Annotated in this window: 16 protein-coding genes; 1 reads left to right on the forward strand and 15 read right to left on the reverse strand. The window is 65.6% G+C overall.

From position 1 onward, the window contains the following. Positions 1-62: 62 nt before the first annotated feature. The 11 genes from BM125_RS06895 to BM125_RS06945 form a co-directional block, all read right to left on the reverse strand. On the reverse strand, positions 63-1,448 hold the full coding sequence (locus BM125_RS06895) for an MFS transporter (RefSeq protein ID WP_245778828.1): 1,386 nt from the start codon (positions 1,446-1,448) through the stop codon (positions 63-65). A gap of 18 nt (positions 1,449-1,466) precedes the next feature. Continuing rightward, entirely contained in the window at positions 1,467-1,967 is a 501-nt protein-coding gene (locus BM125_RS06900) for a potassium channel family protein (protein WP_245778829.1), read from the reverse strand. 127 nt (positions 1,968-2,094) lie between these two features. Beyond that, positions 2,095-2,565, reverse strand: a complete 471-nt coding sequence (locus tag BM125_RS06905) for a group I truncated hemoglobin (protein ID WP_245778830.1) — start codon at positions 2,563-2,565, stop codon at positions 2,095-2,097. Positions 2,566-2,581: 16 nt separating this feature from the next. Beyond that, entirely contained in the window at positions 2,582-3,475 is an 894-nt protein-coding gene (locus tag BM125_RS06910; RefSeq protein WP_175497950.1) for a DUF3034 family protein, read from the reverse strand. A gap of 126 nt (positions 3,476-3,601) precedes the next feature. Further along, entirely contained in the window at positions 3,602-4,729 is a 1,128-nt protein-coding gene (locus BM125_RS06915) for a methyl-accepting chemotaxis protein (RefSeq protein WP_092406277.1), read from the reverse strand. Between the two features lie 27 nt (positions 4,730-4,756). Further along, on the reverse strand, positions 4,757-5,383 hold the full coding sequence (locus tag BM125_RS06920) for a cupredoxin domain-containing protein (RefSeq protein ID WP_092406279.1): 627 nt from the start codon (positions 5,381-5,383) through the stop codon (positions 4,757-4,759). A gap of 783 nt (positions 5,384-6,166) precedes the next feature. After that, entirely contained in the window at positions 6,167-7,918 is a 1,752-nt protein-coding gene (locus BM125_RS06925) for a hypothetical protein (RefSeq protein ID WP_092406281.1), read from the reverse strand. Between the two features lie 145 nt (positions 7,919-8,063). Next, the gene (locus tag BM125_RS06930; protein ID WP_175497945.1) at positions 8,064-10,691 is read right to left on the reverse strand and encodes a TonB-dependent receptor domain-containing protein; all 2,628 of its coding nucleotides are present in this window, start codon (positions 10,689-10,691) and stop codon (positions 8,064-8,066) included. A gap of 274 nt (positions 10,692-10,965) precedes the next feature. Further along, a complete protein-coding gene (locus BM125_RS06935; protein ID WP_139224890.1) occupies positions 10,966-11,367 on the reverse strand; it encodes a hypothetical protein in 402 nt (133 codons plus the stop codon). Positions 11,368-11,483: 116 nt separating this feature from the next. Next, positions 11,484-13,085, reverse strand: a complete 1,602-nt coding sequence (locus BM125_RS06940; RefSeq protein WP_092406287.1) for a phytoene desaturase family protein — start codon at positions 13,083-13,085, stop codon at positions 11,484-11,486. Positions 13,086-13,092: 7 nt separating this feature from the next. Continuing rightward, positions 13,093-14,400 carry an MFS transporter gene (locus BM125_RS06945; RefSeq protein WP_092406289.1) on the reverse strand — a complete coding sequence of 436 codons (1,308 nt, stop codon included), beginning with the start codon at positions 14,398-14,400 and terminating at the stop codon, positions 13,093-13,095. A 163-nt stretch (positions 14,401-14,563) separates the two neighbouring features. Here BM125_RS06945 and BM125_RS06950 point away from each other — a divergent pair, with 163 nt between their 5' ends. Next, positions 14,564-15,565, forward strand: a complete 1,002-nt coding sequence (locus tag BM125_RS06950) for a bile acid:sodium symporter family protein (RefSeq protein ID WP_092406377.1) — start codon at positions 14,564-14,566, stop codon at positions 15,563-15,565. A gap of 166 nt (positions 15,566-15,731) precedes the next feature. Here BM125_RS06950 and BM125_RS06955 read toward each other — a convergent pair whose 3' ends face one another. From BM125_RS06955 to BM125_RS06970, 4 genes are read right to left on the reverse strand one after another with little or no spacing between them, the layout of a single operon-like run. Continuing rightward, positions 15,732-16,787, reverse strand: a complete 1,056-nt coding sequence (locus tag BM125_RS06955; protein WP_281243933.1) for a heme o synthase — start codon at positions 16,785-16,787, stop codon at positions 15,732-15,734. After that, positions 16,688-17,836 (reverse strand): COX15/CtaA family protein, encoded by a 1,149-nt coding sequence (locus tag BM125_RS06960; protein WP_092406293.1) that lies wholly within the window; start codon positions 17,834-17,836, stop codon positions 16,688-16,690. The genes BM125_RS06955 and BM125_RS06960 overlap by 100 nt, the downstream gene beginning before the upstream one ends. Beyond that, positions 17,836-18,384 (reverse strand): hypothetical protein, encoded by a 549-nt coding sequence (locus BM125_RS06965; protein ID WP_092406295.1) that lies wholly within the window; start codon positions 18,382-18,384, stop codon positions 17,836-17,838. Before BM125_RS06965 ends, BM125_RS06960 begins: the two co-directional genes overlap by 1 nt. Next, positions 18,384-19,133 (reverse strand): SURF1 family protein, encoded by a 750-nt coding sequence (locus BM125_RS06970; RefSeq protein ID WP_092406297.1) that lies wholly within the window; start codon positions 19,131-19,133, stop codon positions 18,384-18,386. The genes BM125_RS06965 and BM125_RS06970 overlap by 1 nt, the downstream gene beginning before the upstream one ends. Between the last annotated feature and the right edge of the window lie 5 nt (positions 19,134-19,138).

The following is a 19,138-nucleotide window of genomic DNA, read 5'->3' on the forward strand; positions in this document are numbered from 1 at the left end:
GCAGAGGGCCAGGCGCGGCGCCGGCCGCCCACTGCGCATGGCGGCGACCGCGATCCGGTCGTTCAGTCCGGGCGCTGGCGATCGCGGTCGATGAGAGAAGCCTTGCGCGTATCGGGCATGGCCAGATAGACCAGCAGCGAGATCGCGATGCAGCCGGTCACGTACCAGTAGAAGCCCTGTTCCTGGCCGACGCTCTTGAACCACAGGGCCACGTATTCGGCGGTACCGCCGAAGATCGAAACGGTCAGCGCATAGGGCAGCCCGACCCCGAGCGCCCGGATCTCGACCGGGAACAGTTCGGCCTTGACCACCGCATTGATCGCCGTGTAGCCGGAGACGATGAGCAGGGCCAGCATGATCAGGGCAAACGCCTGCAGCGGTGTCGACACGGCGCCGAGCTGCGACAGGATCGGCACGGTCAGGACGGTTCCGAGGACGCCGAAGGCGATCAGGATCGGCCGGCGTCCAATGCGGTCGGACAGGGCACCGACCAATGGCTGCAGCAGCATGTACAGGATCAGGGTCGAGGCCGAGACCAGGGTCGCCGTCGGTCGGCTCATGCCGACCGAATTGACGAGAAACTTCAGCATGTAGGTGGTATAGGTATAGAACGCAACCGTGCCGCCAAGGGTGAGGCCGATCACGGTCAGGATCGCGCGCGGATGATCGAGCAGGACGCGCAGCGAGGAACGCGCCGGGCGCGCCGTCGAATGCGAGCGCACGAATGCTTCGGTCTCGACCATGCTGCGCCTGAGATAGAGCGTGGTCACCGCGCACAGCGCGCCGATCAGGAACGGGATGCGCCAGCCCCAACGGTCGAGCTGATCGGGACTGAGGGTCCATTGCAGGGCGATCAGCACGGCCAGGGCGAGCAACTGGCCAAGGATCAGGGTCACGTACTGGAAACTCGACCAGAAGCCGCGGTGTTCGCGCGTGGCCATCTCGCTCAGGTAGGTCGCCGAGGTGCCGTACTCGCCGCCGACGCTGAGCCCCTGCAGCAGCCGCGCGACGATCAGCAGCACCGGCGCGGCGATGCCGATCGAGGCGTAGCCCGGGGTCAGTGCGATCAGCAGCGAGCCGGCGCACATCAGGGTCACCGAGGCCATCAGCGCCGACTTGCGGCCATGGCGATCGGCCCACAGGCCCATGAGCCAGCCACCGACCGGACGCATCAGGAAGCCGACCGCGAATACCGCTGCGGTATTCAGCAGCTGCGCGGTGCGATCGCCCTGCGGGAAGAAGGCCTTGGCGAAATACAGCGAGAACGCCGCGTAGACATACCAGTCATACCATTCGACCAGGTTGCCGAGCGCGCCGCTGAAGATCGAGCGCAGCCGCTCGCGCGTCTTCAGGTCCGGCACGGGCGAAGACGGCCGTCGCATGTCATCGGGCGCCGTCGGCTGGAAGGCCGGCCGGGCGCGGTAACGCACCCGGGCATGCCGCGACATGTTTCATCCGCACGCCGCTCAAGATCGCTCGCCTCGTCCATCCCTGCGCCAGAACTGTTCCATCTCGAGATAGGTGAACGAGGCCGACCAGGCGATCAGGACGAGTCCGGCCAGCGATTCCGTGCCGATCAGGAAACGCAGCGGTCCGACCGGTGCGAGATCGCCGAATCCCACGGTCGAGAACGTGATGGCCGAGAAATACACCGCATCGAGCAGATGCAGGGGCGAGTAACCGGCAATATGCCCGCAGGCTGGCCAGAACATCAGCGACCAGCAGGCGATTCCGAAGATCCAGATCTCGACGACATGCAGGACGAGGATCCCGGCGATACCGACCAGGACCTTGCGTCGACGCTGGCGCTGGCGCCGCGCAAGCCGGGCCGAAAGCAGGCCGAGGCCCTCGTAGTGGACCAGCACCGTGGCCACCACGGCAGCAATCGTGGCCGCGACCACGGTGAGGTTGGCGCCCCAGTTCCGGTACATTTCCGGCACGACCAGCAGGTCCGGCGTCATCGGCATGTCGGTCCCGCGATCGGCGCGAGCGTGGGCAAGGTCATCGACTGATTATAGGCCGTGGCGCTGTTGCGCAACGCTGCAGACGGGGAAATGCGCAGCCATTGGGCCAGCGCTTGTCGCTCTCGCGTCGTCAGGGCTCGGTGATCACTTCACGATGCATGGGCGCCAGGACCGCCAGCAGCCTGTTTTGCGCACGAAACGGAATGTCGTGCATGTCCATGGCCCGCTGCAGATCCTCGACCAGCGCATTGAAACCACCCTGGTTGATGACGAGCTTCGCGTGCGCCTCCCGCATGCCCTTTCCGGTATAGGTGCAGGGTCCGCCCAGGATCACGCAGAACTGTTCGGCGAGCATGGCCTTGATGTGGGTCTGGTCAGCCTCGGCGAAATAGTTGCGCGTGCGCGGATCCTCGATCAGCTTGACCATGAAATCCTCCATCAGCGCATCGATGCCCGGCTTGCCGCCGAATTGTTCGAAGACCGGCAGCAGCGAGGGATCGGAAGGCGCCGGGTTTTCATCGGCGAGCGCCGGACTGGCGCTGGCGAGCAGGGTCAGGATCGCGAGAGCGAGCCTGGCGGCGAGTTCTTGCATTGGGTTCATGGTGCGCTCCATCGAGTCAGAATCCGACCTGCAGCGAGGCATAGAGCCCGCGCTGCCGGTCCTTGATGACGATATTGCCGAGATCGGCGTAGGCCAGGGTCAGCGAGACATGCTTGCTCGGCGCCCAGGCGATGAAGGCATCGAACCAGTCGTCTTCAGCGGCGATGCCGAGGTTGTCGGGCTTCATGCGGTACTCGGCGCCGATCGCAAGCTTGCGGCTCAACAGCCAGGCCACGGAGCCCTCGAGTTGCGGCCGGTAGCTGTCGTTGCGATCGCCGCCGAAGCCAAGCAGGCCGATCTGGTTGGCCCGGGTGAAACGCAGCGTCAGGTTGGCCAGCACGCTCTGGCTCAGGTAGAGCTTGGTCGCACTGACATAGAAATCGACGCCATGGTCGTCCTTGGCGCCGATCGCGCGCAGCAGGTCGCCGCGATCGTTGCGCTTGAACTGCGCGCCTACCGAAACCTGCGGCAACCAACGGTCCTGTTCAAGCACTGCGTCACCGGCCAGCTTGACCTTGAGACCGATGATGGTCTGGGTGAACGAATAGCCACGGCCAAGTCCCAGGGCCGCACCGACATCCTCGGTATCGAAGCGCTGGCGGGCGATCGAGAGCTCGATGCGATCGAGAAATCCGATCAACGCGCCGGCACCATCGAGGTGGTAGTCCTGCACGCCGACCCGGGTCAGGAATGCATTGGCACCGATCTGGTCGCGCGTGCCATAGCCGCCGATGACCGCCCATGGAGTCAGGCCGCCGCCGGCGGCTCCCTCGAGCTGGCTGACGCCGCCAGTAAGCAGCAACTTGTCGCTGCCGGCCAGTGTATCGTCCGGTCGCGCCAACTCGGCGGGTGATGCCGGTCCGGACTCCGGGTCAGCCGCCTGCGCAGCCGCACAGACTCCCGCGCCCATCGCCAGGGCCATCGTCACGCTGCCGCAAAAACGGAGGCTGCAATTCATTGATGTGGTGTCCCCTGTTGTTCGCCAAGAACGAATCTCGGCAGAAGGATCGCTCTCTCGGCTTCGTCGCCCCGACCTTCAGCCCTTGTGGTTGCGCTTCTCGATGGCTTCCTTGTAGCCGCGCAGTCCGGCCAGGGCCTGGTTGAAGGCGGCTGCGATCAGCGCGAGGTCACCCCGGCCGGCATTGCGGACCGCGACCTGGATGTCGCCGCGCAGGACGCGGTCGGACATCTCGACGATGTGGGTAAGTGGCCGCACCAGTGCGCGCTGGATCAGCAGCCCGCCGATCAGAAGGACAGTCAGCAGGACAGCGCCGGCAATCAGCATCGGCCGGCGGATCGCGGTCGTGCTGACTGCGTGCTGCGTCGTCGGAACGATGCCGACCAGCAACGCGGTTGCCGGTGCGCCGAACAGCGGCATGGCCGATGCGCGCGTCTGCCCGGTGACCAGTGCCAGGTCGAATTCCCTGACCGAATCCTCCGGCGTGGCGCCGGCTGCTATCGGCCGTTCCGCGCCCACGACCGCGGCGAGCAGCGGGCGGACGGCGACGTCGAGTGTGGAGGCGAGGACGACGAAGCCGTCCCGCGTCGGCGCGACCAGGGCCGCATCCACCTGGGCCGCGCGGCCGATTTCGGCGACGAAGGCGTCGCCGATCTCGACGCCGGTCAGCAATAGCGCCTCGATGGTGGCGCCGCGCAGCATTGGCGAGAGCGTGACCAGCACGAGCTTGCCATCGTGCAGGAGCAGATCCGTCTGTGCCGGGGCCCCGGCCCGGAGCTTGAGCATCAGCGGCAAGCCGGAGAAGTCCTGGCGCGTGCGCAGCGCCTCGCCCAGCATGACGACGACACCCCCTTTCGGATCAAGTACGGCGGCGACATCGAAACCGTACTGGCTGCGGCGCTCCTCGAGCAGGTCGCGGATCGATGCCGCATCGACGGTGCCACCGGGTTCCGCCCCCGCGGCGAGCGCCTGCGAGACATAGCCGACGAATCCGGGATTGGTGGCGAGGATCTCGGATTTCAGGGCGAGCTCGCGACGACGCGAGCCCTCGGCGAATTGCTGGATCGAGCGTACCGACTCGAGCGCGTGTTCATCGAGCAGCCGGCTGATGCCGCGACCCTGCCACCAGGCCGTGGCTGCAGCGGCGATACTCAGCAGCACCACGAGCAAAAGCATCGTCAGCGACGCCCGCATCTGAATCTTCATGAGGTTTGCGTTCCCCTGCGCATCCGTTCAGTACGGCTTGCGTTCCTTGTTCAGGTGGTCGGAAATGCGCGGTTTGGTCAGGGACAGCCTGAGCACGACCGGACCCGCTGCCGGTATCCGTTGCACGGTTGCCTCGCTGGCGGCCCGCGGATGCCAGACCATCAACGTGCCGGTGCCCGCGGGCAGGTTCTTCAACTCGAATCCGCCGTCATCGCCCGGACTGGAGAAGTAAGGCGAGTCGATGACGAGGACGTTCGCCTGCATGGCGTGATGCACGTTGCAGTTGATCAGGACCAGTCCGGTTTGCTTGAAGGTGTACTCGGCCGACTTGCCTTCGCCGTAGATGCCGAGGTCGAAGCTCGACTTCGGTGTCACCGAAAACACGTTGTGCAGGATCTCGTCCTGGTTCGGGAAGCTGATCGTGCTGCCGAGTGGAATGACCATCGACTCGGGCTCGAACTGCTTGTTGTGGGTGTAGATGCGGTAGCGTCCCGGACGCACGGGCGCAGCGCCCTGGTCGGCCACGTAGTAGACGACCGCTTGCCGCATTTCGCCTGCCCCGATGTCCTGGCCGGCAGCCGCGACCAGTTGCAACTGGCCGCGCAGGGTGCCGACCTCGAAAGCGGTCGCTGGAGCGCGGACAGTCGCCGGCATTGCCGATGGCATGGTGGCGGGTGGGGCCACGGGCGTCGCAGCAACGGGTACGCTCGCGGACGTCAGCACCGGTTGGATCGCAGTGGAACGATTTGTCGTGGCTTCGGTGTTCGGCATCGGCCGCGCTTTCGCCGATGGTTCGCTGGAAGCCTCCTCCGCTGCCCGGACTGCTGCCATCGAGGGTTCCGGTAATTCGGCCGTTGCCGATGGCGACGCGCCGGGAACCTCTGGCGCTGCCTCCGGCGTTGGCATGACCTCGCGAGCCGGTGCTTGCGGGTGCGATGTCGCAGCCACTTCGCGCCGATCCGGAACCTGCGGCCGCGGGCCAGTCGCACAGGCGCAGAGCAGCAACAGCACCGACACGGTGGAGAATCTGGTTGTGCGCATGCGGTTCCCCCTGGATTCGGCACGTTGGCGGAATGGACCCGGCCGCCTGAACCTCATCTACGCAGACCGGAGCGATCCGGATGCAGGGGATATGGTCCGACCCGGCTCGTTGCGGGCCAACGGGCAAGTCCTCGATTGCCGAGGGCGTGCAGTATCGGCGGGCAAATTCGACAGAGGAACGGCCCGTTGCGAATCTTCGCGGCGGCCTCTGCCCGCTCTGGCCGTGGCCCGGTTTTCGGGTCGACGAGCTCGCGGCACGCACCTCGTCGGAGGCCACCCGCAAATGCAAGAGCCTGCACCACCGATCGGATGGCGCAGGCCCGTTTGCTCAAGCCGGATGCGCTCCGGCAAGTTTCAGCGGCGCGGATCCGTCCACGCCTTGATGATGTCCGCTGCTTACTGGACCTGGTAGGTCCAGGCCTTGGTCCAGTCGTTCGCGGCGCTGCTGAACGCACCGGCATAGGGCGCCGGCTCGAAGAAGCTGTCCTCGATCAGGCGACCACCGGTCAGCACCGGCGACGTGGCCATCGGCAGATATCCGTTCAGCATGGCGTCGGCCACCGAGTTGCCAGGCTGCGCCGTAAAGAACGCTTCGGCCGTCCACGGCGCACCGTCGTCCTGCTTGAACTGGGTCGCGCAATTCAGAAACACGTGATCGATCGTCGTGCTGCCCGACAACGCGGTGGGCGTGCCGGCGGCAGCGTAGGTCGGCGCATTCGTGATGAACAGGCAGGCCTTGCCATCCTTGTCGTAGCCTTTGACGACGCCATTGACCAGATGGCCGCCGGTGCCTTCCTTCAGGCGGATTCCATCGCCGGCGGTCGGACCACCGATGAACGTGAAGTTGGAAATCGTCGGCATCGCGCGCGGCGTCGCATCCTGGTTCTCGTTCTGGTTCGACGATTCGAAACCGTTGTCCTCTCCAAAGCCGGTGCCGGTCTTCGAGTAGGCGAACTGAGCCTTGCCACTCCAGCCTTCGTCCCAGTCGATGGAATCATCGCCACCTTCGGTCACGACCAGGTGGCGCAGGTTGGCGGTGCCGCCGAAGAATTCGATGCCGTCGTCGCCACCCCGATAGGCCTGCAGGTAGTCAAGCACGGTGCCGTCGCCGACGGACTGCATGGTGAATGCGTTGACTTCACGACCCTCGGTGAACACATAGCCACTGTAGCGCACCTGCACGTAGCGCAGGATGCCCGAGCTGTCATGCGGCTTGTCGCCGCCGTAGCGTAGGTTCGGATCGAACTCGCTGCGGCAGTCGAATGGCGCGGCCGGGCACTTGTTGTTCGGCGCATTGCCGGAAAGTACAACGCCGCCCCAGTCCTTCGGTGCCGGGTCGCGGCCGCTGCTGACACCGTCGTCTGGACTGGTGAAGATGATCGGCGCGTACGCCGTGCCATCCGCGATGATGCGCGATCCCGGTTGTACGTAGAGATAGTCGGACGTGGCGCCATTGCCGGTGAGCAGGGTGCCCGGCTCGATCGTCAGGACCGTCTGGTCCGTGTTGTCGCCACCAACCTTGACCAGGCCATCAAGCACCCAGGTCGTGTTGTTGGTCAGGGTCATGTCGTGCGAGATCTGGCCACGCAGGATGCAGCTGCGGGGCTGGACGCCTGGCGTGGTGCCGGCCGGGCAGCCGCTGAACTTGGTCTTGTAAACGCACTTGTCGCCACGTTGGGCGACTCCGGAGGCAAGTACCTGCGAAGGAATCAGGCGCTGCGAAACCGGCTGCAGGCCGCTGGCCACGTTCGGGGTCAGGCTGACGTTGATTTCGCCACAGCTCTCGACGCTGACATTCATCGTTCCCAGCAACTGAAGGGTCGGCGTTTCCGATCCGGAAAACGTTGAGCCCGTGAAATTTCCGAATGCCTGACCGCTGAACGAGAACTCGAATTCCTTGAAATCGAAGTTGCTGGTGATCCACATCGGGTTACCGTCGGCATCGTAGGTCGCCGAATACAGGAACAATACCTTGTCGCCATTTGGACGGGTCAGCACATCGATATCCCAGCCCTTGTTCGGACGAGCATCGTCTGCCCAGTTGCCTGCGAACTCGCTGGTAATGGTGACGGCCGCGTTGGCGGCAACCGAGACGAGGCCGGTGGCCACGCATGCTGCCAGCGCAGCGCTCTTGATGAATCGTGTCATGCTTGATCTCCATCGGATTGAAATCGGCGTTGCCAGCGCGGGCTGCGCAGCTGGCTACGGTCCCGAAGGATGCGCAGATATCGATGACATGGAGCCGACAGTCGAATGACCATTCGACTACAGGACGTGGACTTCGGTGACGGAACTATTTCAACGGCCGCCATTCCAGCGATACGAGCGCTTCACGCCCACGCGAATACACGCGCGTGTCGAGCCCGCCCTGGGTGAAGCGGACGTCCGGGTCGAGCAGGTTGCGCAGGCGCAGGGTCACCCGCCAGTCCTCGCCGAAGCGATGACGCCATAGGAAATCGAGGCTGTCGTAGGACTCCTCGTAGACGTCGGGCTGGCCCTGCACGCCGACTTCGGAGATGCGCCGACCGAAGCGATTGAGCAGCAGGTTGGCCTCATCGAACTCGCCGCTGAAGCCGAGCTGCAGGTTGACGACATAGGGCGACTGGCCCTGCATCGGTCGCGACTGGTTGGTCTGGAATCCGGAAGTCGCCGGGTCGAGTTCGATCGAGGACTTGATGCGCGCGTAGTTGAAGCCGACGTGCCAGGCACTCAGGTCGACGCCGTGCAGCCAGCGTTCGCTGATGAAGCCGAGGCCCTTCTGCGCATCGATCTCGATGCCGCGGTTGTCCGCGCTGGCCGCGTTGGCCAGCTTGAGCAGCACGGTCGAGCCCGGCAGGCGGAGCTTCTCGATCGGATTCTCGAACTTCTTCTGGAACAGCGCCACCGACACGCTGTCGGCGCCCCCGAAGTAGTACTCCCAGCGCAGGTCCAGATTGCGCAGGCGCGTGGTCTTCAGATCGGGATCGCCGATCGTGTCGATGTCGAGCTCGGGATCGGTGAACGGTGCCGGCGAGAGTTCGCGAAAGTCGGGGCGTGACAAGGTCCGGCTGTAGCCGGCGCGCAACTGGGCGTTGTCGCTGTAGGCCCAGGTGATGCCGGCGGCGGGTAGCCAGGTGCTGGCCTTGTCGCTTGATACGATCGGGTCGAAATTCGAGTTGCCGATGTCGAAGGTGGTGACCGACTGGTCGTTCTTCTCACGGCGCGCACCGGCGATGAAGCGCCAGGCGCCAAGATTCAGGTCGGCATTGAAGAACGCGCTGGTGATGGTCTGCTCGGCGATGTAGTTGTCGGTCGGCCGGGTGACCTCCCGCAGGACGAACCCGTCAGGGCTGATGTTGGCATCGTCGAGAATTGCGTCGATCGGCTGCGAGAAGAAGCCGGGCTCGGCGTTCAGCGGGGAGCCCGAAGTGAGCTGGTAGGCAAAGGACCGGATCGATGAATCGCGATCGCGCGTCGTGCGGCCGGCGCCGGCCATCAGCGAGAGCGAGGAGCCGTCGTCGAAGAAGAACGGAAGCGTGGCCTTGAAGCCGTAGTCATCCTGGTTGTCCGCAAGATCGCCATAGACCGTGGCGTTGGCATCGGAACGCCGCGAATATTCGAGCAGATCGCCGGAGTAGTCGTAGCGATAGCTGCGCCGGTTCGGTTCGTCGCGGGTCGCCTTGGCGCGCGTGTATTGCCAGTCGAACTCGAGATCGTGCAGCGCAGGAAACAGATGCTTGCCGGTCAGCTGCTGCGCGGCGAGCTGGTTTTCGACCCATTTCAGTTCGTAGTAGCGCGAATCGACGCTGTCGACGATGCCGTCGCTGGTGCGCGTGCGATCGTCGGTCTGGCGCAGCTGCATCACGGTCAGGCCGAGTCGGTGGTACTTGCCGATGTCGAGCCCCACGCCGACGAAGGCGCTCGCGTCGATCGCCCGCTCGGTGCTGTCGACGGCGAGCGAGCCGACCGGGGTCAGTCCGGCGTCGCTGCTGTTGTAGATGTTGCGGACCTCGTCACGGGTATCCCATTGCTGGCTGTAGCGGACGGCGCCGATGACACCGAGACGGATGTCGTCATTGAGCTGATAGCCGTTGCCAAGGCCCAGCGAAAAGCCCGTGTCGGGCCCGATTCTCTCCTGCTTGATGCCGAATCCCGAACGGGCGAGATCACGACCATAGGTCTGCAGCTCGGCCGGGGTCGCCCCGTCCGGATTGTTGATCGATTGCGGCCTGAGGTAGCTGCCATTGGCGATCGCTGCAGCCAGCGACCCCGGAAGATCGCGGGCACCGTCGTCGTAGCCGGTCCAGTCGCGACCGCCGCCGTCGTAGCGCAGGCCATCCTCGAAGGCGGTGCCGTCGTTGTAGCCGAGCGTGCCCTGGACGCGGAAGAATGGCCCGCGCGGAACTTCGCGCGTGCGCAACTGCACCGTACCGCCGCCGAATTCGCCCGGCATGTCCGGTGAATAGGATTTCTGCACGACGATGCCGTCGAGCAGCTCGTTCGGGAACAGGTCGAGCGGCACGACGCGGCGGGTGAAGTCCGGGCTCGGAATCTGCGCGCCGTTGAGCAGGACGCTCGAATAGCGCTCGCCGAGTCCGCGCACATAGATGTAGCGACCATTGATCAGGCTCAGGCCCGGCACGCGCTTGAGCGTGGTCGCCGCATCGGAGTCGCCGGTGCGCGAGATCTGTTCGGAACTGAGCGCCTCGGTGACCACGGGGGCGAGCCGTTTCTCGTCGAGATACAGGGTTTCGTTACCGCTTTCGGCCCGGCCCTTCACCTCGACGCCCTTCAGGTGCACCGTGTCGGCGGCATCGGGGCCGGGAGTCTGCGGGCCATCCGGGACCTCTACCGGAGTTTGTGCCTGGGCATGGGCCAGATGGAGGAAGATGGCGGCGGCGAGAAGGCGACGCGCCGGTCGATGGTTGCTGATCTGCTTCATTTCGGTTTCCGCTCGGTGACGCGGCCAGAGCACTGCCATGGCCAAAGCGGGAAACCGTAACCGGGAGATGTTGCGGGAGGGTTACGCAAGGACCACGGGGCGGACCATCGGCACGGACCGTGGCGACGAGATGCCTGTCAGTGCGCATCGCAACGACTGCGCCGAGGCCGCGAACGACAAGTGCGGCGAAACCCCTCCCCTCGGGCATCGATAGCCATCCGGACGTGCGCTCCGCGCGACACGCGCGGCAGGCGCGGAACGCTGCCTGGACCGACTATTTTTGCAGCGCGTCGATTGGAAACTCTGCTACGTCCGGCACGAATTCCGGCTTGACCCGATTCGGCAGCTTCGCCGACGAGCGATCGTTGGCGACCGTTGCCGCGCGTTGCACGGCCTTGTGCGTGGCCTTCCAGACCTGCGCCGGATCGTAGTGCGCCGACATGCCCATCCAGCGCGGGTCGCCGGTCTGCGCCGATCTCGGCAACTCGCGCGTGCCTACCCGTGCGCCGGTGAACAGGGGCACCCAGAGGCCGCCACTGGCGTCACTGTTGATGCAGAGAAAATAGTGCTGGGCGTAGACGGCGTCGTCTTCGGCGCAACTGCAGGTAGCCGCTTGCTTGCGCAGTTCGTCGGGATCCATGCGCAGGACGAGACCGGGAGCGTGAACGTGTGCCATGGCGGTGGACCGTTTTGAGTTGACCGCTCACGATGACGTATTGGGCCGACAACTGCAACGAGCGCGCCGGGTTTCGCGCGAGCCATCCTGCATTCCGTGCATGCAGGATGGCTCGCTCATTTCAGATCGGCGACGATCGCACGCGCGGCATTGTGTCCCGGCGCACCGGTCACGCCGCCTCCGGGATGGGTGCCTGCACCGCAGAGATAAAGTCCCGGCAGTGCGCCGCGATAGTTCGCCTGGCCGAGCATCGGACGCGCGCTGAACAGCTGGTTGAGGCTCAGCGCGCCGTGGAAGATGTCGCCACCGACCAGACCGAAGGTGCGCTCCAGGTCAAACGGGGTCAGTGCCTGGCGTCCGAGCACGGACGCCTTGAAGCCTGGCGCGTAAGCATCCACGGTCGCGATCATGAGGTCGGCGACCGCGTCGCGATGATCGTCCCAGCTGCGCCCATCGGAGAGTTGCGGCGCGACCTGCTGGCAGAAAAGACTCGCCACGTGCCGGCCCGGCGGAGCAAGGCTGTCATCGAGCGTCGAGGGAATCAGCATCTCGACGATCGGCTCACGCGACCAGCCGGTGGCCAATGCATCGGTGTAGGCGCGATCCATGTAGGCCAGGCTTGGCGCCATGATGATGCCGGCGGTCAGGTGATCGCCCGGCCCCGGCAAGGCCGTGAAACTCGGCAGTTCGGCCAAGGCCACGTTCATGCGGAAGGTGCCGGAACCGCAGCGCCAGTTCGCCATGCGTTCGCGGGTCGGCTGCGGAACCACGTCGCGCGCCATCAGTCGCTCGTACAGCAGCTTGGGATTGACGTTCGCGACGATCGCCCGCGCATGCAGCACGTCGCTGGTTTCACTGACCACGCCGACGGCGCGACCGTTTTCGACGATCACCTCGCGCACGCCGCAGCCGGTCCGGATCTCGACTCCGGCTGCCTCGGCAGCCTTGGCCATGGCCTGGGTGATCGCGCCCATGCCACCGATCGCATGGCCCCAGGCGCCCTTGACGCCGTTGACCTCGCCGAACACGTGGTGCAGCAGCACGTAGGCGCTGCCTGGCGTGTAGGGACTGGCGTAGTTGCCGACGATGCCGTCGAATCCGAATACGGCCTTGATCGGCTCGCTCTCGAACCAGCGGTCGAGGTATTCGGCCGCGGATATGCTGAGCAGGTCGAGCAGCTCCTGGCGAAGGCCTGGATCGAGCGAGTGCAGCCGCCGGCCGAGCCGACCGGCCCGCAACAGTTCGGGCAAGGCTTTCCACCAGCCACCGTCGCTGACGTTGGGCGGCGCTTCGAGGACCAGGGCGCGCAGTACGTCGGCAATCGCCTCGAGCCGCCTCTCGTACTCAGGCAGGCGTTCGGCATCCCGCTTCGAGAATTTGGCCACCTCGGCCTGGGTGAGGCCGGCACCGACGCGCAGCGAACGGCCGTCCGGCAACGGCAGGAAATTGCCGAGCCGGCGTTCGACGATGCGCAGGCCATGCGCGTGCAGGTCGAGATCCCGGATCACCTTCGGCTGCAGCAGGGAGACCGTGTACGACGCCACAGAATTGCGGAACCCCGGATGGAATTCCTCGGTCACCGCCGCGCCACCGACCACATCGCGGCGTTCAAGCACGGTGACCTGCAGACCTGCCCGGGCCAGATAGGTGGCGCAGACCAGACCGTTGTGGCCGCCACCGATGATCAGCGCGTCGCGCCTGCCGCTCTCTCGATTCATCGCTGCATCATGCCTGCGTGGGAGTTTCGGCCCGCTGCGCGGCAATGACGCCACGCCGGGCCCACAGCGCGGCGACGATACCGCCGAGGCAGGCCGCGGCCACGTAGTAGACCGGCGCGTTCGGTTCGCCGGCGCGAATCCACAGGCTGACCACGAGCGGGGTCAGGCCGCCCGATATCGCATAGGCAACGTTGTAGGCGAAGGAAATGCCGGAAAAGCGGATGGCTGCCGGGAAGGCGCGCACCATCAGGCTCGGAATCGCGCCGGTGACGCCGACGAACAGGCCGGTCAAGGTGTAGGCCAGGGTGAAGTGTTCCGGCGCAACCGCCAGCGTGCGGTACAGGCCCGCTGTCGCCAAGACCAGCCCGATCGCGCCGGCCACGAGCACGCGCTCGACGCCGAAGCGATCGACCGCGATGCCGAACAGCACGCAGCCGACGCAGAGGGCGAAGGTCGCCAGCGAACTCGCTTCGGCCGCGGTCGCTGGCGCGACCGCGAACAGGCTCTGCACGAGGGTCGGCGTCATCAGGATGACCACGACGATGCCGGCGGTCAGCATCCAGGTGATCAGCATCGAGCGGACCACGGCGCCGCCATGGCCCTGCAGGACGATTTTCAGCGGCAGGCCGCGGACCAGCTCGCGACGCCGGCGCAGTTCCTCGAAGACCGGGGTCTCCTCGAGATAGCGCCGCAGCCAGACTGCGAGCATGCCGAACAGGCCGCCGAGGATGAAAGGCAAGCGCCAGGCCCAGGCCAGCACCTCGTCGGGCGTCCAGCTCGTGTTGACCCAGGTCGCGACCAGCGAGCCGAGCAGGATGCCGAAGGTCAGGCCCGAGGTCAGCGTGCCGCAGGCAAAGCCCATGCGCGAGTCAGGCACATGTTCGGAGACGAAGACCCAGGCACCGGGCACTTCGCCGCCGACCGCCGCCCCCTGCAGCACGCGCAACAACAACAGCAGGATCGGCGCGGCGATGCCGATGCTGGCATGCGTCGGCAGCAGGCCCATCAGCAGCGTCGGCACCGCCATCAGCAGCACGCTCAGCATGAACATGCGCTTGCGTCCGATGCGGTCGCCGAAGTGGGCCATGACGATGCCGCCGAGCGGGCGCGCCAGATAACCGGCGGCGAAGATGCCGAAGGTCTGCAACTGGCGCAGCCATTCGGGCATGTCGGGTGGAAAGAACAACTGCGCGATGACCGCCGTGAAGAACACGAAGATGATGAAGTCGTAGAACTCGAGTGCACCGCCAAGCGCGGCGAGCATGAGCGTGCGGACGTCGCGGCTGCTCAGCGTGCTGTTCGGGATGTCGCGCATGGGCCGCCGTTCTGGGTTGCGGGAAGACAAACATATACCATCGGTCGCCGCATTCCCGCATCTGTCTGCGGCGCTGCCTGAAATACGGCGTGCCGGTGGCATGGCTTCCGATCGCCTTCCTGCGTGGTCGGCGCTAGCCTTGGACCTGCATTTCAAGGAAACAATGAAGCGACTGGTTCCGACATTCGATCGTTATGCCCTGGCCCTGCTGGCGACCGTGGCACTGGCCGCAGCTTTGCCGTGCCGGGGCGCTTTCGCCGCCGCCTTCGAAACGCTTACCACGATCGCCATCGTTCTGCTTTTTTTCCTGCATGGTGCACGCCTTTCACGCGACGCGGTCATCGCCGGACTGGTCCATTGGCGCCTGCACCTGCTGGTCCTGGCCAGTACCTATCTGCTGTTTCCGCTGATCGGGGTCGGCATCGAGGCCCTCTTGCCCTCCGCGCTGCTGCCATCCGGCCTGGTCGTCGGCATCCTGTTCCTGTGCGCCCTGCCTTCGACCGTGCAGTCTTCGATCGCATTCACGGCAATCGCACGCGGCAACGTCGCTGCGGCGGTCTGCAGCGCCTCGCTGTCCAACCTGCTTGGCGTTTTCCTGGCCCCAATGCTGGTATCCCTGCTGTTGCACTCATCCGCTGCAGGCGTTTCAGGCTCCGGCTCGATTGGCAAGATCGTGCTGGAGCTGTTCGTGCCATTCGTGGCCGGGCATCTGGCGCGGCCGTGGATCGGGCGCCGGGTCGAGCGCAGCCGCCGTTTGCTGGCGTATACGGACCGCGGCACGGTCCTGCTGGTCGTCTACGTCGCCTTCAGTGCCTCGATGGTGGAAGGCCTGTGGCACAACGTGCCATGGCCGACGCTCGGCGTCCTGTTCGCTCTGCTCGCCCTCATGCTCGCATTCATCCTGCTTGCCACGACCTGGCTCAGCCGTCGCTTCGGCTTCGGCCGCGAGGATGAAATCGCGATCGTCTTCTGCGGCTCCAAGAAGAGCCTGGCCAGTGGCGTGCCGATCGCGAGGATCCTGTTCGCCGGCAGTCCGGCACTCGGCATGATCGTGTTGCCGGTACTCATCTACCACCAGTTGCAGCTGCTGGTCTGCGCGGTTCTGGCCCAGCACTATGCACGCAGGAGCGATCAGGCCGCGACGCTGAAGCAGGAAGCGGCTTGAGCCGCGAAGCCTTTGCTGACGTGCAGCACGCACAAAGGGGCATGTTGGCCCCACCTGCACGATTCGGGCGAATCCCCGATCCCGAATCCCGATTTTCAACGGCCGAACGGCGGGTCATCCCGCTTTCCGCTCCCCTACTCCCTATTCTCCACTCCCCATTCCCGACTCAAACAGGCTTGAAAATCAGGCTGCCCGTGGCGGGAGGAGGCATTGGCATCAGGTAATGGTCGACCAGCAGGAAGGCGAACAGGGCCATCAGGTAGACGATCGAGTAATTGAACACCTTCATCGCGAACAGCTCATCGGGTGGGTTGAGCAAACGGATCGCGTAGTAGAGGAAGCCTGCACCGAGAACGAGCGCGCCGCCGAGGTAGAACAGGCCGCTCATGCCGGTCAGGTAGGGCAGGATCGTCACGATCAGCAGCAGGATCGTATAGGCAAGCACGTGCCAGCGCGTGTAGGTGACGCCGTGGGTGACCGGCAGCATCGGCACCTGGGCGCGCGAATAGTCCTCGACGCGGAAGATCGCCAGGGCCCAGAAATGCGGCGGCGTCCAGACGAAGATGATCAGGAACAGCAGCAGCGCGTAGGGGTGCACTTCACCGGTCACGGCCGCCCATCCCAGCAGCGGCGGCGCGGCGCCGGCAGCGCCGCCGATGACGATGTTCTGCGAGGTCGCGCGCTTGAGAAAAGCCGTGTAGATGATCGCGTAGCCGATCAGCGAGGCGAATGTCAGCGCAGCGGTCAGGGCATTGACGAGGCCGATCAGGATCGCCATCGACAGCCCGCCGAGGATGATCGCGAAACTCAGCACCTGGATCGGGGTCAGCGAGCCGGTTGCCAGCGGTCGGTGCGAGGTGCGCGCCATCAGGCGGTCGATGCGCTGGTCGATCAGGTGGTTGATCGCCGCCGCCGAGGCCGCGGCCAGCCAGATGCCGATGAAACCGGCCACCGACTGGCGCAGCGGCGGCCAGCCCGGCACGGCCAGGAACATGCCGATGATCGCGGTGAACACGATCAACGCAACCACGCGCGGCTTGGTCAGCTCCAGGTACTGGTGTGCGATCGAGGACATGCGCGATGGGCGTCTGGAAAATTCGAATGGGCCGTCACGGTAGCGGTTCAGCCGCGCGCCGTCACGCGCTGCTGCGAGCGCGCGAGGCAAAGTATCAACGTAAACAGCAGCAGCACGGCCACGGTGACATGTGCCAGGGCCACCCACAGCGGCAGGCCGAGCTTGACGTTGGCGATGCCGAGGCTGACCTGGACGAGCAGGCCGAGGCCGAGCGCGATGGCCGGCCCGCGCAAGCCGCGCCGGGCCAGCCGATGGGCGAGCCAGCCCAGGTAGCAGAATACGACCAGCGCGCCGATCCTGTGCGTCATCTGGATCGCGTTGCGCGCGGCAACATCGAGCACGCCGCCTTCGTAGTCGATGCCAATGCCGCGCCAGAGAATGAAACCCTCGTGGAAATCGGTAGCGGGCCACCATTGGCCCTGACAGGTCGGAAAATCGAGGCCGCAGGTCAAGGCGGCGTAGTTGGCGCTGGTCCAGCCGCCCAGTGCGATCTGCAGGCCGAGCAGGAACAACCCCACGCCGATGGCCCGACGAGTCGAGGTGGCGGCGTCAATCTCGGCACCGACACCGGCCAGGCGCAAGGCGACGTAGCTCATCAGCGAGAACGTGGTCAGGCCGCCGAGCAGATGACCCATGACCACAATCGGCTTGAGCAGCCAGGTCACCGTCCACATGCCGAGCATGGCCTGGAAGATCACCACCGACAGGATGACGACCGCGACGCGCCATGGAGCCGGTCGATCCAGCCGCGCCGCCACGACCAGCGGCAAGGCCAGGGCCAGTGCCGAGCACGCGGCGGACAGTCCGTGCAGCCCCTTGATGTAGCCGACCACGCCGATCGCCGCCGCGATCGCCGCAACGATCAACGCAGCGCGCATCGCCTTGCGCCGCCAGACTGCGCTCAGGGCAAGCACGAGGATCAGCACGCCGAGCGAGCCTGCGACCATGCGGTGGCCCTGTTCGCGCCAGGTCTTGTGGTTTTCGACCGGACGCTCGGGATAGGCCAGGTTGGCCGCGCTGATTTCCTGTTCATGGCCGGGCCAGGTCGCCTTGCCGTAGCAGGTCGGCCAGTCCGGACAGGACAGGCCGGCGTGGGTCAGGCGTACGAAGGCGCCGAACACGATCACGCAGAACGCCAGTGCGGCCGCGATCGCGGCCAGACGGGCCGGCCAGGACCACGACGAAATCCGGGCCATCACTTGGTCACCTTGGCGAGGTCCTTGCGCAGTCCACTCGCATCGAACCCGTTCGCGTACCAGGTCAGGGCGATGCCGTCCGGCTTGACCAGCACCACCGCGACACCGTCCTCGACATCGGGCTTCCACTCGGCGAAGCGGTTTTCGACATCGCTGCCGACCTGCCAGACCTTGAGCAACTCATCGGCCCCGGGCCCGATCGGTGGCGTGCCGAGCAGCACCAGGCGAACCCGACGCGAGTTCTGGTTCAGCGAAATGCGCGCGCGATGGATCAGGTCGAGTTGGCGCGCGCACTGCTCGGCGCACTGGCGACCGGGAATCGCGACCACGCTCCAGCGCCAGTCCGGATCGTGCCAGTCCAGGCGCGAACCATCAGCCAGGCTGACCACGGCGTCCTCGACCGAGCGCTGCGGAACGATGCCCTGGCCGTAGCTGCGCGCACCCGGAACCCAGCCGCTGTTCGCGAGCACTACCGCAAGCAGTACCGGGATCGCGAACAGCGAGGCGAGCAGGACCAGCTGCAGGCGTTTCTTGTTTCTCGTTTGCATCAGTTCAATCCGGGTTTCTGGCGTCGCCAATGCAGCACGACGAAAATCACGAGCGAGGCGATGGCGAAACAGAACCACTGGAACGCATAGCCTCGATGGCGCTCCGGCGGCATGATCTGCGGCGTCCATTCGCGCACGAAGGCCGACGCCGGATCCGGGTCGAGCAGCAATACCCGGTCATCCAGCTGCCGACCGGCATCCTGCGCGATCTCGGCCGGATCGATGTAGATCGTCAGCTTCGGCCAGCGGCTGGAATGCGGCAGGGCGTTGCCACCGAGACGCAGTCCCGAACCCGGAGCGGGTGCGTACAAGCCACTCAACTCGACTTCTCCATCCGGCAAGTCCGGCTGCGATTCCGATTCGGCGCGTGGCAGGAACCCTCGATTGACCAGCAGCGCCTCGGCGCCGTCCTCCGGCATGAAGATGGCGAACGAAAAACGACCCTGGCGCCCATCGCGCACTTGGTCGTCCAGTACATAGGTATGGGTCGTATCGAACCAACCGCGGACGCGCACGTGTGGATACAAACCGGCTGCGGCGTGTCGTCGCGCCTCGTCCAGCGTGACGGCTTGCTGCGCGGACGCGCCGGCGAATGCGGCCAGCAGCAATTCCTTGTCCGCTGCGCGTTGCAGCTGCCAGAACCCCAGGGTTGAAAAGGCCGCGCCACCCGCCACGGTCAGCAGGATCGCGAACCATGATGGCCTGACCCAGCGTCTAGCCACGACGGTCGGGACTATACTGGCCACCATCGCGA

This window comes from Dokdonella immobilis (assembly GCF_900115085.1).
GTDB lineage: Bacteria > Pseudomonadota > Gammaproteobacteria > Xanthomonadales > Rhodanobacteraceae > Dokdonella > Dokdonella immobilis.

Excerpts from the sequence above, each read along its gene's own strand:
- BM125_RS06895 (WP_245778828.1), bottom strand. The coding sequence starts at position 1,448 with ATGTCGCGGCATGCCCGGGTGCGTTACCGCGCCCGGCCGGCCTTCCAG.
- BM125_RS06900 (WP_245778829.1), bottom strand. The coding sequence starts at position 1,967 with ATGCCGATGACGCCGGACCTGCTGGTCGTGCCGGAAATGTACCGGAAC.
- BM125_RS06905 (WP_245778830.1), bottom strand. The coding sequence starts at position 2,565 with ATGAACCCAATGCAAGAACTCGCCGCCAGGCTCGCTCTCGCGATCCTG.
- BM125_RS06910 (WP_175497950.1), bottom strand. The coding sequence starts at position 3,475 with ATGGGCGCGGGAGTCTGTGCGGCTGCGCAGGCGGCTGACCCGGAGTCC.
- BM125_RS06915 (WP_092406277.1), bottom strand. The coding sequence starts at position 4,729 with ATGAAGATTCAGATGCGGGCGTCGCTGACGATGCTTTTGCTCGTGGTG.
- BM125_RS06920 (WP_092406279.1), bottom strand. The coding sequence starts at position 5,383 with ATGCCGGCGACTGTCCGCGCTCCAGCGACCGCTTTCGAGGTCGGCACC.
- BM125_RS06925 (WP_092406281.1), bottom strand. The coding sequence starts at position 7,918 with ATGACACGATTCATCAAGAGCGCTGCGCTGGCAGCATGCGTGGCCACC.
- BM125_RS06930 (WP_175497945.1), bottom strand. The coding sequence starts at position 10,691 with ATGAAGCAGATCAGCAACCATCGACCGGCGCGTCGCCTTCTCGCCGCC.
- BM125_RS06935 (WP_139224890.1), bottom strand. The coding sequence starts at position 11,367 with ATGGCACACGTTCACGCTCCCGGTCTCGTCCTGCGCATGGATCCCGAC.
- BM125_RS06940 (WP_092406287.1), bottom strand. The coding sequence starts at position 13,085 with ATGAATCGAGAGAGCGGCAGGCGCGACGCGCTGATCATCGGTGGCGGC.
- BM125_RS06945 (WP_092406289.1), bottom strand. The coding sequence starts at position 14,400 with ATGCGCGACATCCCGAACAGCACGCTGAGCAGCCGCGACGTCCGCACG.
- BM125_RS06950 (WP_092406377.1), top strand. The coding sequence starts at position 14,564 with ATGAAGCGACTGGTTCCGACATTCGATCGTTATGCCCTGGCCCTGCTG.
- BM125_RS06960 (WP_092406293.1), bottom strand. The coding sequence starts at position 17,836 with ATGGCCCGGATTTCGTCGTGGTCCTGGCCGGCCCGTCTGGCCGCGATC.
- BM125_RS06965 (WP_092406295.1), bottom strand. The coding sequence starts at position 18,384 with ATGCAAACGAGAAACAAGAAACGCCTGCAGCTGGTCCTGCTCGCCTCG.
- BM125_RS06970 (WP_092406297.1), bottom strand. The coding sequence starts at position 19,133 with ATGGTGGCCAGTATAGTCCCGACCGTCGTGGCTAGACGCTGGGTCAGG.